Origin of the sequence: Paraburkholderia sp. RL17-381-BIF-C, assembly GCF_046026435.1 — a bacterium.
Classification (GTDB): Bacteria; Pseudomonadota; Gammaproteobacteria; order Burkholderiales; family Burkholderiaceae; genus Paraburkholderia.
Genome location: NZ_JARESX010000013.1, coordinates 1 through 13,415, shown reverse-complemented (window position 1 = coordinate 13,415; position 13,415 = coordinate 1). Strand labels below are relative to the sequence as shown.

Sequence of the window (13,415 nt, the reverse complement as noted above, 5' to 3'; positions counted from 1 at the left end):
ACACGCGCGATAAAAAAGGCTGCCTCGTTTTGTACGAGGCAGCCTTTTTACTTAAGAAGCCGAAGTTTTATTTCTTGTCGACGATGATCTGATCAAACGTCCCGCCATCGGAAAAATGGGTTTGCTGCGCTTTCTGCCAGCTGCCGAACATTTCTTCGACCGTGAACGTCTTGATCGGCTTGAACTCCGCGGCATGCTTCGCGAGCACCGTCTTGTCTCGCGGACGCAGGTGATGCTGCGCGATGATTTCCTGCGCGGCCGGCGACCACAGATAGTCGAGATAGGCCTGCGCTTCCTTGCGCGTGCCGCGCTTGTCGACCACCTTGTCGACGATCGAAACCGGCGGCGCCGCCAGCAGACTCACCGACGGATAGACTGCCTCGAAGTTGCCCCCGCCCACCCCCGTGTCCATCAGCGCCACTTCGTTTTCGAACGTCACCAGCACGTCGCCGATACCGCGCTGCGTGAACGTGGTGGTCGCGCCTCGTCCGCCCGTGTCGAGCACCGGCACGTTCTTGAAGATCGCTTTTTCGAAGTCGAGCGCCTGCGCGTCGGTGCCGCCGTGCTGCTTGCGATAACCCCACGCGGCCAGATACGTATAGCGCCCGTTACCCGATGTCTTCGGATTGGCGATCACCACCTGCACGCCGGGCTTGGCGAGATCGTCCCAGTCCTTAATGTGCTTCGGGTTGCCCTTGCGTACGAGGAACACCATCGTCGTGGTGTACGGTGCGCTGCCGTCGGGCAGACGTGCGCGCCAGTTGGCCGGCACCAGTTGGCCTTTTTCGGCGAGCAGGTCGATGTCGTTGGGCTGATTCATCGTCACCACATCGGCCTGCAGGCCTTGCAGCACCGACAGCGCCTGCGCGCTCGACGCGCCGTGCGACTGGCGAATCGACACGGTCTCGCCGCTCTTCTCCTTGTACGCGGCAATGAAGCCGGCGTTGATGTCCTTATACAACTCACGCGTCACGTCGTACGACACATTGAGCAGCGACGCATCCGCGTGCGCCGTCGACACACCCGCCAGCGCGAGCGTGATTGCCGTCATGCCGGCTGCCAGCCAGCGCGATGTCCCCGTCTTGCCTGCCATCCTGTCCCCGCCTATCGTTGATGAAAACCAGTGGCCGCATGAACGCGCGGCATGAAGCGGGATTCTAACGGATCGCTTACTTGGCCAGCGGGCCGTCCGCGCGCCCGGCGATGCGCGAACGCCGGCCCGGCCACTCAAACGAACGCGTGCTGTGCGGCGTCGAACGACTCCTCGCGAAAACGCAAAGGCGCCGCGCAATGCACCAGCGTGTCGACGAAATACTTCGCGCGCGGCCACGGACCAAATCCGGCCGCGGTGTTGATATGTCCCGCGTCACCGAGATTGACGAACGCACTGCCGAAACGCTGCGCCAGATCGCGTGATCCGGCGAGCGACATCCACGGATCGGTTTCGCTGCCGATCAGAATGGATGGCACGCCGAGACGCCGCGCGTCGAACGGTCCCGCGAAGGTGAATTTCTGCGGACTCGCGGGCGCGACGAACAGCACGCCGATCACGTCGTTCGCGTACGACGCCTGCTGCAGCGCATGCGCGGTCGCGAGGCAGCCGAAGCTATGCGCGGCCAGCACGAACGGCCCGCGCTCGCGCGCCAGCAGATCGCGCAACGATTTGGACCACCGCGCGAGGTCCGGCGCGTCCCAGTCGGCTTGCTCGACGCGCAGCGAGCGCGCGAACTGCCGCTCCAGCCATGTCTGCCAGTGCGCGCCCTCGCTGCCGTGCAGGCCGGGAACGGTGACGAGCCGCGGCGGCCATGTCGATTTGGTGCATGAAAGCATGTGGGTGCCTCGCTGCGGAATTCCGGATAGTGATTGTCTCGCCGGGGCCCGCGTGGGCGAACCAAGTTTTTGTGCTTTGGTTATGGGGCAAATGCGCGAGCAAACACGCGAGCAAACGCGCGGGCAAATGGGCTGGCAAATGGAGCGCCAAACGCTCGTAAGCACCGCCAGATAGAGGTCTCCCGACGGAAAGCGCACCACCAAAACCGCACGCTCGTGCGCAAACGCGCGCAATCCGCGTCGAAAAAGTAGAATGAAGCCTATCCATAAAAGGAGGAGGCCTCATGCCGCACGCGTCGTCCGCAGCATTGCATCTGCCGCATCGGCCATGTCGTGGCTTCTCCGTTACTCGACTCGACCTCGCAGGCGCCTTCCGGACCGTATGAAAATCCTCTTCTACATGCCGCATGCCGACGCCGCCGCGTGGCTGCACGACTTCGCCCGCGCGCTGCCGGAGGCCGATCTGCGTGAATGGCAGCCGGGCGATACCGCGCCCGCCGATTTCGCGGTGGTGTGGCGGCCGCCGCGCGAGATGCTGGCCGGCCGCGACGATCTGCGCGCCATCTTCAATCTCGGCGCTGGCGTCGACGCGATCCTCGCGCTGGAACACGAACAGCCCGGCACGTTGCCGCGCAACGCGCAGTTGATCCGCCTCGAAGACACCGGCATGGCGCTGCAAATGGCCGAGTACGTCACGCATGCGGTGCTGCGCTATCTGCGTCGCTTCGACGAATATCAAACGCGGCAAAACGAGCGCCGCTGGGAAGTGCTGGAGCCGCATCCGCGCGAAAGTTTTACCGTCGGCGTGTTGGGACTCGGCGTGCTCGGCGCGCATGTCGCACAGGCGGTGGCGGCATTCGGCATGCCGGTGCGCGGTTACAGCCGCAGCCCGCGGCAGATCGACGGCATCGCGACGTTTGCCGGCGAAACGCAATTCGACGCGTTTCTCGACGGTGTGAAAGTGCTGGTGAATCTACTGCCGCATACGCCTGAAACCGGCGACGTGCTGAACGCGCGCACCTTCGCGAGGCTTGCGCGCGGCGCGTATCTGATCAATGTGGCGCGCGGCGGACATCTGGTCGAACCGGACCTGCTCGACGCGCTCGCGAGCGGCCAGATCGCCGCCGCCACGCTCGACGTGTTCCGCGAAGAACCGCTGCCGGCGGATCATCTGTTCTGGCGGGAGCCGCGCATCACGATCACGCCGCATGTGTCGGCTTTGACGTTGCGCGAAGAAAGCGTCGCTCAGGTCGCGAGGAAGATCACCGCGCTGGTAGGCGGCGCTACCGTCAGCGGCGTGGTGAATATCGAACGTGGATACTGAACATATCGGGTCCCGTTAAAGGAGCGCCGCCCTATCTGGCGGCGACCGGTTGCATGGGACCGCATAGGAGACACATCATGGCACTGCCCCAGCAAGTGAAAATCGTCGAAGTCGGCCCGCGTGACGGACTGCAGAACGAAAAAGAGTTCGTCCCCACCGCGACCAAGATCGAGTTGATCAACCGTCTGTCCGCGGCGGGCTTCCGTAACGTTGAGGCCGCTTCGTTCGTGTCGCCGAAATGGGTGCCGCAAATGGCGGACGGCGCGGACGTGATGGCCGGCATCGAACGGCGCCCCGGCACGATCTACTCGGTGCTGACGCCCAACTTGCGCGGCTTCGAAGGCGCGCTCGCCGCGCGTGCGGACGAGATCGTGATTTTCGGCGCCGCCAGCGAAGCGTTCTCGCAGAAAAACATCAACTGCAGCATCGCGGAAAGCATCGACCGGTTCGCGCCCGTCGCGCAGGCGGCCAAGCAGCACGGGCTGCGGATTCGCGGCAGCGTGTCGTGCGCGCTGGGTTGTCCGTATCAGGGCGAAGTGCCGGTGGCGTCGGTGGTGGATGTCGTCGAGCGCTTCGCGGCGCTCGGTTGCGACGAAATCGATATCGCCGACACGATCGGCGTCGGCACGCCCAGGCGCACGCGTGAAGTGTTCGAAGCGGTCACCCGGGTGTTTCCGCGCGAGCGTCTGTCGGGCCACTTTCACGACACCTATGGTCAGGCGCTCGCCAACATCTACGCGGCGTTGCTGGAAGGCATCGAGATCTATCACGCGTCGGTGGCGGGCCTCGGCGGTTGTCCGTATGCAAAGGGCGCGACCGGTAACGTCGCGACCGAAGACGTGCTGTATCTGATGAATGGGCTCGGCATCGAAACCGGCATCGACCTCGCGCAAGTCGTGTCGATCGGCGATTTCATCTCCACGTCGATCGGCCGGCCCAACGTTTCGCGCGCCGGTAAAGCGCTGCTCGCCAAGGCGCGCAGCGAAGCGGCCAATTGCGTCTGACGCTTGCGCTCAATACTCATGCAAACCATCAGGACCTGAAACGATGACGGACCACGCTTCTCTCGAATCCGACGATCTCACCGCGCTGCCCGACTCGGCACGCCGCGTCGCGCTGCTGTTGCGCGAACGCGGTCACGCGGGCCGCATCGTGATGCTGCCGGAGACCGGCAAGACATCCGCCGAAGCCGCCGCCGGACTCGGCTGCTCGGTCGCGCAGATAGCCAAATCGATCCTGTTTCGCCGCCGTGAAGACGATGCGCCCGTGTTGGTGGTCGCGAGCGGCGCAAATCGCGTCGACGAAAAAAAGGTCGCCGCGCAGGTCGGCGAAATCGGCCGCGCGGATGCGAAGTTCGTCCGCGAAAAAACCGGCTATGCGATTGGCGGCGTCTGTCCGATCGGCCACGCCACCGAACCGGTCACGCTGATCGACGCGGATCTGCTCGAACTCGACAGCCTGTGGGCCGCGGCGGGCCATCCGCATGCGGTGTTCAATCTGACGGCGCAGGAACTGATCGCGCTGACGGGCGCGCCGGTGATCGACGTGGCGCTGCGCGAGACGGCGTGACGACATGACAGCAGGCCTCGATAACGAAGACGACCACGCCGTGCCGTCGCCTTGCATCAGCGTGTGCAGGATGGATGCATCGACCGGCTGGTGCGAAGGATGCCTGCGCACCATCGACGAAATCGCCGGCTGGTCGTCGTTCGACGACGACGCGAAGCGTGCGGTCTGGGACGCGATCGAGGCGCGCCACGTGGAGTTCATGGCGAGCCTGCCGAAGGAGCAGCGATGAACGCCGCGCCGCGCATCGTCACGATCGGCGAGACGTTCAGTTCGACGCTGGCGCTATCGGCGGAATCGGTGAAATCGTTTGCATCGCTCGTCAACGACCATAATCCGTTGCATCACGACGAAGCGTATGCGGCGCAGAGCCGCTTCGGCGGCCTGATTGCGTCCGGTACACAACCAACCGCGCATTTCATGGCGCTGCTGGCGACGCATTACTCGGCCTACGCGCAACCGCTTGGTCTCGAGTTCGACATCAAGCTGAAGAAAGCCGTCCATGCGAACGACACGCTCACCATCAGCTGGCGGGTAAAGCACGCTTACTGGAAACCGAGCCTGAACGGCGATCTGACGCACCTCGAAGGCACGGTCGTAAATCAGCGCGGCGAGCTCATGTTGATCGGTTCGTCGACCATTCTCGTCATGCCGAAACCCGAAGCCGCCGCTCACGCAAGCGCGACGCCCCACTCAACATGATCACGCTGCCGGAATCGATGCGCGTCTTCGAACGCGGCTGGCTATCGTCGAACAACGTGCTATTGGTGGACGACGCATGCGCCGCGCTCATCGATACCGGCTATGCGACGCACGCGCCGCAAACGGTCGCGCTGGTGCGGCAGGCGCTAGGCACACGGCCGCTCGATCTGATCGTCAACACGCATCTGCACTCGGACCACTGCGGCGGCAATGCGCTCCTGCAAGCGACGTGGCCATGCCGCACCGTGATTCCCGCCTCGGAAGCCGATGCCGTGCGCGACTGGGACGAGGCACGCCTCACGTTTCGCGCCACCGGCCAGAACTGCGAGCGCTTCGGCTTCACTGGAACGATTGCACCCGGCGCACAGTTGCGGCTCGGCGCGCTCGACTGGGACGTGCTCGGCGCGCCCGGCCACGATCCGCATTCGCTGATGCTCTACTGCGCGGGCGAGCGCATCCTGATCAGTGCGGATGCGCTGTGGGAAAACGGCTTCGGCGTGATCTTTCCCGAACTGGAGGGCGAGAGCGGATTCGCCGAGGAGCAGGCCGTACTGGAAGCCATTGCGAAGCTCGACGTGCGCCTCGTCATTCCCGGTCATGGCGCACCCTTCACGAATGTCGAACAGGCGCTTGAACGCGCTTTCTCGCGGTTGGCGTGGCTGCGTGCCGATCCCGCGCGCAACGCAAAGAATGCGTTGAAGGTGCTGATCGTGTTCAAGCTGCTCGAAGTCCGCGCAATGCGCTTCGACACGTTGCTGCACATGCTCGACGACGCCGCCGTGATGCGCGCCGCCGCGTCGATGCTCAAGCCGCGCGGCGAGTGGCCCGCGCTGGTGAAAGAGATCGTGGAGGAACTGGCGGCGAGAAATGGGCCGCTGGAAGTGGATGGTGAGCGCATTGTCGCGCGTGCGTCGTGACGTGACGTGGAGCGCGCCGCCGCCGACAGGCAGCGCGAGATGCTCGAACCGTCGGTACAAAAAGAAAGCCGCTCAACCATGACTGGCGAGCGGCGGAAATTCTGTCGGACGTGATCAGCGTCAAGTCGCATGATACGCGTGCCGGTTTTTTGGCCGCATCAGTGATTTCCCTACAGAAGTTTGACGCGCGCTTTTAAAGCGGCATACACGTCACACTACAAAACCCCGTAGTCGTGCAGCTTTCGAAACATTAGTCCGCTCATACGAACAATCCCGGCGCCCAGTTACTCTGGAATCCATAGCATTACCGCACGCTGCAACGACACAATATCTGTCATGTCGACGACAGGCGCTTGTGCGGCACGATCCGCCAGCCGAGATTGACGCCCGCGGCAGCCAACAGAATCAGCAGCGCGCCGAGCACCTGAATCCACGCCAGCGTTTGCCCGAACGCAACCCGATCGACAATGATCGCCACCACCGGATAGATAAACGAGAGCGCGCCGGTCATTGAAGTCGGCAGCTTCTGGATCGCTCCATACAGCAGCACGTACATGAGCCCGGTATTGACGATGCCGAGCACGACCAGTTCGAGCCACTGCACACCGCTTGTGGGCAGCGCGTCGAAGCGCACGAACGGCGCGAGCATCAGCACGCCGAGCGACACCTGGATCAACGCGATCAGATGCGGCGGCGTCCCTTTGAGCCGCTTCGTGATGATCGACGACACGGCATACATGGCCGCCGCGCCCACCGCATACGCGACGCCGACCAGGTATTGCCCCGGCACCGCCAACACCGCCGGCTCGACCCTCACGACGAACACGAGGCCGATAAACGCAACCACCAGCCAGACCACGGTCGACGGGCTGATGCGCTCGCGAAACACCAGGGCGCCGAGCGCCACCAGCATGAACGGCTGCGTGTTATAGACGGCCGTGGCCATCGAGATCGACGCGCGCGAATACGCGGCGAACAGCAGCACCCAGTTGATGACGATCGCCGCCCCGCCGAGCAAGGCGAGGCCGAGCATCTTCCACGAGAAGAGCTGGCGCCGGAACAAACCCAGCACCGCACAGACGAGCGCCAGCGTCGCGCCGCCGAAAATGCAGCGGAAAAACACGACATTGAACGGGCCTTGCTGCGACGACACCACGAGCCAGCCGATGGTGCCGGACATCAGCATGGCCATGGTCATTTCCGCGGCTCCGCGGCGAATTTCGTTTGACGCCATGATTCAATCCTCGAATTGATTCCTGCACGACCAGCAGTGTAATTAATCCGATCGCCCGAATACATGGCTAAACTTAAGCACTACCGCGATGGAACCTAATAATCGAAGGCCGTCATGACCAAACGCCTTACTCCTTCGGCACCTGCCCCACTCGACCAGACGGACCGCGCACTACTCGCCGCGCTGGCGGAAGACGCCCGTCAGCCGGTCAGCGAACTGGCGCGTCTGGTCGGACTGTCGGCGCCGAGTACGGCGGAGCGCGTGCGCAGGCTCGAAGCGCAAGGCGTGATCGAGCGCTTTACGGTGCACATCGATCCGCGCGCCCTCGGCTACACGTTGCAGGCCATCGTGCGCGTGAAGCCGCTGCCCGGTCAGTTGCATCTCGTGGAAGAAGTGATCCGGCGGATTCCGGAGTTCGTCGAGTGCGACAAGGTGACGGGTGACGATTGTTTCATCTGCCGCCTGTACCTCCACTCGATCGAGCAGCTCGACGAGATTCTGACGAAAGTCGCCGAGCGCGCGGAGACCAGTTCCGCCATCGTCAAGTCGACGCCGGTCGCGCGCCGCTTGCCGCCGCTCGGCTAGACGAAGCGCGGGTGCGCATGCGCGGCAGACCGGAGAGAACGAAGCGGCTGACTTACTGTTCGACCGCTTCGAAGAAAGACAGCATCTCGGCGACCAGTTCGCTCGACGCTTCCTCGGGGATGTAATGCCCGCAAGGCAACGCGCGGCCACTCACGTCGCGCGCCACAACGCGCCATTCCGCCAGCGCGTCAAAGCACTTCTCGATCACACCCTTGTCGCCCCATAGCACGCGCAGCGGACAGCCGATCTTGTGACCTCGTTCGATATCGGCCCGGTCGTGCTCCAGGTCGATGCTCGCCGACGCGCGGTAGTCCTCGCACATCGCGTGCACGGCGCCCGGTTCGGCCAGCGCCGACCGATAGGCTTCGAGCGCGGCGGGCTCGAACGGCGCCAGACCCGCGTGACGGCTGCCCACCACCGCGTCGACATAGGCCGTCGCGTTCGCGCCGATCAGCGTCTCGGGCAGCGGCTCCGGCTGGATCAGGAAGAACCAGTGGAAATAGTGCGTCGCAAAGGCGCGGTCGGTGGCTTCGTACATCGCGAGCGTCGGCGCGATATCGAGCAGCATCAGACGCTCGACGGCGTCGCTGTGGTCGAGCGCCATGCGGTGCGCAACGCGCGCGCCGCGATCGTGGGCGCACACGAGAAAACGTTCGAAGCCGAAATGACGCATCACGGCAACCTGATCGGCGGCCATTGCGCGCTTGGAATACGGCGTGTGCGTGGCGTCGCTCGGCGGCTTGCCCGATGCGCCGTAGCCGCGCAGGTCGGTTGCGATGACGGTGAAATGTTCGGCCAGTTGCGCTGCGCACTTTTGCCAGATCAGATGCGACTGCGGATGACCGTGCAGCAGCAGAAGAGGCGGCCCCGCTCCGCCCTTCACTCCGAAAATATCGACATCGCCCACGGCGACGCGAAAAGGCGTGAAATTCTCGAAGGCCATGGCGTCTCTCTCTTTTGTGATTTGGAGTCACTGCATTGTAGAAGCCCAATATGACCGCGCGAGGTGGGACAGCCCACGCAAGCATAGAACCTGAACACTCCTTCCAACTGTTCCAAACGCAGCGACCGGACGCAAGCACGGCGCTTCGCCTATAATCGAACGACCGTTCTTAAATATTCGGGTGGCTGCGGCTGATAAAAGCGCCGCAAGCCATGTGCCGCTAAACTCATTCATCGCCGGGCGCGCAACGACGCACCGGTCTGCTCAAATCAGGAGACTCGCACTATGGCATTGCCCGCCGTTCTGCAAAAACTTGCGCTGCCCGTCGTCGCCTCGCCGATGTTCATCGTCAGCTATCCCGAACTCGTCCTGGCCCAATGCAAGGCGGGGATCGTCGGCTCGTTCCCTGCGCTGAATGCCCGCCCGGCCGAGTTGCTCGACGAATGGCTCACGCAGATCCAGACGCAGCTCGCCGAGCACAAGGCGGCCAACCCCGATGCGATCATCGGGCCGATAGCGGTCAACCAGATCGTCCATCAGTCGAATACGCGGCTCGAACACGACGTGCGCGTGTGCGTCGAACACAAGGTGCCGATCTTCATCACGAGCCTGCGTGCGCCGGCGCGGGAAATCGTCGACGCCGTGCATAGTTACGGCGGCATCGTGCTGCACGATGTGATCAATCTGCGGCATGCGCAGAAGGCGCTGGAAGCGGGCGTCGACGGACTGATCCTGGTGGCCTCCGGCGCGGGCGGCCATGCGGGTACGACCTCGCCGTTCGCGCTGGTCGGCGAAGTGCGGCGCATGTTCGACGGCCCGATCGTGCTGTCGGGCTCGATCGCCAACGGCGGCTCGATTCTCGCCGCGCAGGCCATGGGCGCGGACCTCGCCTACATGGGCACGCGCTTCATCGCGACCAAGGAAGCTCACGCGGTGGACAGCTACAAGCAGGCGATCGTCAATTCCACGGCGTCCGACATCATCTATACGAACCTGTTCACCGGCGTGCACGGCAACTACATCCGCGAAAGTATCGTGAACGCGGGGCTGGACCCGGACGCGCTGCCGGAATCGGACAAGACCAAGATGAACTTCGGCAGCGACAAGGCGAAGGCGTGGAAAGACATCTGGGGCGCGGGCCAGGGCGTCGGCCTGATGGACGACGTGCCGAGCGTGAGCGAACTGGTGCAGCGTCTGACGAAGGAATATAACGACGCGAAGGCGCGACTGGGAATTGCGCGCTGAGCGTCCCATTGGAGCGCCTCGGCTGAGGCGCCGCATCTGAGGAGATTTCGCTGCGGCCGCGCGTCAGGCCCGCGCCTCAGGCCCGACCGTCAGGCCCGACCGTCAGGCCCGACCGTCAGGCCGAGCCGCAGCGATCGCCGCGCAGCAAGACTCACATGTTGCGGCGATACTGCCCGCCCACTTCAAACAACGCGTGCGTGATCTGCCCAAGCGAGCAGACACGCACGACGTCCATCAGCACCGCGAACACGTTTTGATCGTCGATCACCGCGCGCTTGAGGCGTTCGAGCGCGGCAGGCGCCGCTTCGCGATGCTGCGCCTGGAATGCATGCAGACGGTGCAACTGGCTCTGTTTTTCGTCGTCGGTGGAGCGGGCTAGCGCGATCGGCTGCGGCGCCTCATGCGGATGCGCGCTCAAAAACGTATTCACGCCGACGATCGGATACGAGCCGTCATGCTTGCGATGCTCGTACAACATCGACTCGTCCTGGATGCGTCCACGCTGATAGCCCGTTTCCATCGCGCCCAGCACGCCGCCGCGCTCGGTCAACCGGTCGAATTCGGCCAGCACCGCCTCTTCCACCAGGTCAGTCAGTTCCTCGATCACGAAGCTGCCCTGATTCGGATTCTGATTCTTCGCGAGCCCCCATTCACGGTTGATGATCAACTGGATCGCCACCGCGCGGCGCACCGACTCTTCCGTGGGCGTGGTGATCGCTTCGTCGAAGGCATTCGTGTGCAGCGAGTTGCAGTTGTCGTAAATCGCGATGAGCGCTTGCAGCGTGGTGCGGATATCGTTGAAGTCGATCTCCTGCGCGTGCAGGCTGCGGCCCGACGTCTGCACGTGATACTTGAGCTTCTGGCTGCGTTCGTTCGCGCCGTAGCGCTCGCGCATGGCAACGGCCCAGATGCGTCGCGCGACGCGGCCCAGCACCGTGTATTCCGGGTCCATGCCATTCGAAAAGAAAAACGACAGATTCGGCGCGAATTCGTCGATCGACATGCCGCGGGCGAGATAGGCCTCGACATAGGTGAAGCCGTTCGCGAGCGTGTACGCGAGTTGCGAAATCGGGTTCGCGCCGGCTTCGGCGATGTGATAGCCGGAGATCGACACCGAATAGAAATTGCGCACGCCGTGTTCGACGAAGTACGCCTGAATATCGCCCATCACCTTCAGGCTGAATTCGGTCGAGAAGATGCAGGTGTTCTGGCCTTGGTCTTCCTTCAGGATGTCGGCCTGCACGGTGCCGCGCACGTTTTCCAGCGCCGCGCGGCGCGTCGCGGCGAGTTCGTCGTCCGTGAGCGGGCGGCCTTGCTGTTGCGTCATGCGCGCGATCTGCTGATCGATCGCGACGTTGAAGAACATCGCGAGAATGGTCGGCGCCGGGCCGTTGATCGTCATGGAAACCGAGGTTTCCGGCGCGCACAGGTCGAAGCCGTCGTAGAGCGTCTTCATATCGTCGAGCGTCGCCACCGAAACGCCCGAATTGCCCACCTTGCCGTAGATGTCGGGGCGCTCGTGCGGCTCTTCTCCGTAGAGCGTGACCGAATCGAACGCGGTGGACAGACGCTTGGCCGGCATGCCTTCCGAGAGCAGTTTGAAGCGACGATTGGTGCGTTGCGGATCGCCTTCGCCGGCGAACATCCGCGTCGGATCTTCGTTTTCGCGGCGGAACGGGAACACGCCGGCGGTGAAGGGAAAGTAACCAGGCAGATTGTCGAGCATCAGCCAGCGCAGAATCTCGCCGTGGTCGACGAATTTCGGCAGCGAGACTTTGCGCACTTCCGAGCCGGACAGCGTCGTGACGGTAAGCGCGGTGCGGATTTCGCGGTCGCGAATGCGGACGATGTGTTCGGTGCCCGAATAGGCGGCGACGGTTTGCGGCCAGGTGTCGAGGAGGATGCGCTCGCGTTCGCCGAGTGCCGCGGTGCGTTGGGTGATGAGGGTGTCGAGTTGGGAGAGATTCTGGTTGCCGGTGGCAGCGGGTGTGGTCGTTTCTGGGCTTGCGGTTGAGGTTGAGTTCGCAGGCGCGTTTGTGCCTGAAACGGCGTTTGTGCTTGGATCATTGGTTGCACTTGCGGCTGAACCTGAGCCCGCAACTGCAACTCCACGTGCAGCCGCCCCCGCCTCCCCGAGCATCCGGCGCGCCTCGATAAGTTGCCAGCGCTCGCGCGCCACGCGTGCTTGCGCGTCGGCGCGCTCGCGATAAGCGTGAACCGTCTGCGCAATATCCGCCAGATAACGCACACGCGTCGGCGGCACGATGGCGTTGCGGCCGCTCGAAAACCGCAGGCCTTTGGGCGCTGCCAGACGGCCGCCGCCCACACGCAAGCCGTGCTTGCGCAGCGCTTCGGCGACGTGCAGGTACAGCGCGGTCACGCCGTCATCGTTAAAGCGCGAGGCGATCGTGCCGAACACCGGCATCGCTTCGAGCGACTTCGTGAAATCGCCGCGATTGCGCTGCACCTGCTTGGCGACGTCACGCAACGCGTCCGGTGCGCCTTTGCGATCGAACTTGTTGATCGCGACGAAGCCGGCAAAATCGAGCATGTCGATCTTCTCCAACTGGCTGGCCGCGCCGAACTCCGGCGTCATCACATACAGCGATTCGTCGACGAACGGCACGATCGCCGCGTCGCCCTGACCGATGCCGGACGTTTCGACGACGATCAGATCGAAGCCCGCTGCCTTGCACAGCATCAGCGCGTCGGGCAATGCGGCGGAGATTTCGCTCGACGCTTCGCGCGTCGCCATCGATCGCATGTACACGCGCGCGCCGCCACCCCAGTCGCCGATAGCGTTCATGCGGATGCGGTCGCCCAGCAGCGCGCCGCCGGACTTGCGGCGCGACGGGTCGATGGCGAGCACGGCGATGGTGAGAGCGTCGCCGTAGTCGAGGCGAAAGCGGCGGATCAGTTCATCGGTGAGCGACGACTTGCCGGCGCCGCCTGTCCCGGTAATGCCGAGGACGGGAATCGCGGTTGCTTTGGCCACGGCGGACAGTTTTTCGCGCGAGGCGGCGTCGATGGCGGCCGTTTCGAATGCGCTGATGAGTTGCGCGAGCCGGC

13 protein-coding genes are annotated in these 13,415 nt (G+C 63.8%); 8 read left to right on the top strand and 5 right to left on the bottom strand.

The window, feature by feature from the left end; all coding sequences use genetic code 11:
- Positions 1 to 67: 67 nt before the first annotated feature.
- On the bottom strand, positions 68 to 1,093 hold the full coding sequence (locus P0D70_RS10835; RefSeq protein WP_091796966.1) for a sulfate ABC transporter substrate-binding protein: 1,026 nt from the start codon (positions 1,091 to 1,093) through the stop codon (positions 68 to 70).
- Between the two features lie 134 nt (positions 1,094 to 1,227).
- Positions 1,228 to 1,830, bottom strand: a complete 603-nt coding sequence (locus P0D70_RS10830; protein ID WP_408184466.1) for an RBBP9/YdeN family alpha/beta hydrolase — start codon at positions 1,828 to 1,830, stop codon at positions 1,228 to 1,230.
- A gap of 382 nt (positions 1,831 to 2,212) precedes the next feature.
- Between P0D70_RS10830 and P0D70_RS10825 the strand changes: the two genes are divergently transcribed.
- The 6 genes from P0D70_RS10825 to P0D70_RS10800 all read left to right on the top strand — a co-directional run bounded on the left by P0D70_RS10825 (position 2,213) and on the right by P0D70_RS10800 (position 6,339).
- A complete protein-coding gene (locus P0D70_RS10825) occupies positions 2,213 to 3,154 on the top strand; it encodes a 2-hydroxyacid dehydrogenase (protein ID WP_408184465.1) in 942 nt (313 codons plus the stop codon).
- Between the two features lie 77 nt (positions 3,155 to 3,231).
- On the top strand, positions 3,232 to 4,158 hold the full coding sequence (locus P0D70_RS10820) for a hydroxymethylglutaryl-CoA lyase (RefSeq protein ID WP_408184464.1): 927 nt from the start codon (positions 3,232 to 3,234) through the stop codon (positions 4,156 to 4,158).
- Between the two features lie 43 nt (positions 4,159 to 4,201).
- Positions 4,202 to 4,723, top strand: coding sequence for a YbaK/EbsC family protein (locus P0D70_RS10815; protein WP_091796974.1), 522 nt, complete (start codon positions 4,202 to 4,204; stop codon positions 4,721 to 4,723).
- 4 nt (positions 4,724 to 4,727) lie between these two features.
- A complete protein-coding gene (locus P0D70_RS10810) occupies positions 4,728 to 4,952 on the top strand; it encodes a DUF1289 domain-containing protein (RefSeq protein WP_408184463.1) in 225 nt (74 codons plus the stop codon).
- Complete coding sequence (locus P0D70_RS10805) at positions 4,949 to 5,422, top strand: MaoC family dehydratase (RefSeq protein ID WP_408184462.1); 474 nt, start codon at positions 4,949 to 4,951, stop codon at positions 5,420 to 5,422. Before P0D70_RS10810 ends, P0D70_RS10805 begins: the two co-directional genes overlap by 4 nt.
- Entirely contained in the window at positions 5,419 to 6,339 is a 921-nt protein-coding gene (locus P0D70_RS10800; protein ID WP_408184461.1) for an MBL fold metallo-hydrolase, read from the top strand. Before P0D70_RS10805 ends, P0D70_RS10800 begins: the two co-directional genes overlap by 4 nt.
- A 334-nt stretch (positions 6,340 to 6,673) precedes the next feature.
- Here P0D70_RS10800 and P0D70_RS10795 read toward each other — a convergent pair whose 3' ends face one another.
- The gene (locus tag P0D70_RS10795; protein WP_091796981.1) at positions 6,674 to 7,573 is read right to left on the bottom strand and encodes a DMT family transporter; all 900 of its coding nucleotides are present in this window, start codon (positions 7,571 to 7,573) and stop codon (positions 6,674 to 6,676) included.
- Between the two features lie 114 nt (positions 7,574 to 7,687).
- Between P0D70_RS10795 and P0D70_RS10790 the strand changes: the two genes are divergently transcribed.
- Complete coding sequence (locus P0D70_RS10790; RefSeq protein WP_408184460.1) at positions 7,688 to 8,158, top strand: Lrp/AsnC family transcriptional regulator; 471 nt, start codon at positions 7,688 to 7,690, stop codon at positions 8,156 to 8,158.
- 52 nt (positions 8,159 to 8,210) lie between these two features.
- On the opposite strand, the gene P0D70_RS10785 is transcribed toward P0D70_RS10790, so the two are convergent.
- Positions 8,211 to 9,101 (bottom strand): alpha/beta fold hydrolase, encoded by an 891-nt coding sequence (locus P0D70_RS10785; protein ID WP_408184459.1) that lies wholly within the window; start codon positions 9,099 to 9,101, stop codon positions 8,211 to 8,213.
- A 285-nt stretch (positions 9,102 to 9,386) separates the two neighbouring features.
- Here P0D70_RS10785 and P0D70_RS10780 point away from each other — a divergent pair, with 285 nt between their 5' ends.
- Positions 9,387 to 10,346, top strand: coding sequence for an NAD(P)H-dependent flavin oxidoreductase (locus tag P0D70_RS10780; RefSeq protein ID WP_091796985.1), 960 nt, complete (start codon positions 9,387 to 9,389; stop codon positions 10,344 to 10,346).
- Positions 10,347 to 10,497: 151 nt separating this feature from the next.
- Here P0D70_RS10780 and P0D70_RS10775 read toward each other — a convergent pair.
- The coding region (locus P0D70_RS10775) for a methylmalonyl-CoA mutase family protein (protein ID WP_408184457.1) at positions 10,498 to 13,415 on the bottom strand (2,918 nt) is incomplete at its 5' end.

What these genes read in the sequence shown, in the direction of transcription:
- P0D70_RS10835 (WP_091796966.1), bottom strand. Translation starts at nt 1,093, where the DNA reads ATGGCAGGCAAGACGGGGACATCGCGCTGGCTGGCAGCCGGCATGACG.
- P0D70_RS10830 (WP_408184466.1), bottom strand. Translation starts at nt 1,830, where the DNA reads ATGCTTTCATGCACCAAATCGACATGGCCGCCGCGGCTCGTCACCGTT.
- P0D70_RS10825 (WP_408184465.1), top strand. Translation starts at nt 2,213, where the DNA reads ATGAAAATCCTCTTCTACATGCCGCATGCCGACGCCGCCGCGTGGCTG.
- P0D70_RS10820 (WP_408184464.1), top strand. Translation starts at nt 3,232, where the DNA reads ATGGCACTGCCCCAGCAAGTGAAAATCGTCGAAGTCGGCCCGCGTGAC.
- P0D70_RS10815 (WP_091796974.1), top strand. Translation starts at nt 4,202, where the DNA reads ATGACGGACCACGCTTCTCTCGAATCCGACGATCTCACCGCGCTGCCC.
- P0D70_RS10810 (WP_408184463.1), top strand. Translation starts at nt 4,728, where the DNA reads ATGACAGCAGGCCTCGATAACGAAGACGACCACGCCGTGCCGTCGCCT.
- P0D70_RS10805 (WP_408184462.1), top strand. Translation starts at nt 4,949, where the DNA reads ATGAACGCCGCGCCGCGCATCGTCACGATCGGCGAGACGTTCAGTTCG.
- P0D70_RS10800 (WP_408184461.1), top strand. Translation starts at nt 5,419, where the DNA reads ATGATCACGCTGCCGGAATCGATGCGCGTCTTCGAACGCGGCTGGCTA.
- P0D70_RS10795 (WP_091796981.1), bottom strand. Translation starts at nt 7,573, where the DNA reads ATGGCGTCAAACGAAATTCGCCGCGGAGCCGCGGAAATGACCATGGCC.
- P0D70_RS10790 (WP_408184460.1), top strand. Translation starts at nt 7,688, where the DNA reads ATGACCAAACGCCTTACTCCTTCGGCACCTGCCCCACTCGACCAGACG.
- P0D70_RS10785 (WP_408184459.1), bottom strand. Translation starts at nt 9,101, where the DNA reads ATGGCCTTCGAGAATTTCACGCCTTTTCGCGTCGCCGTGGGCGATGTC.
- P0D70_RS10780 (WP_091796985.1), top strand. Translation starts at nt 9,387, where the DNA reads ATGGCATTGCCCGCCGTTCTGCAAAAACTTGCGCTGCCCGTCGTCGCC.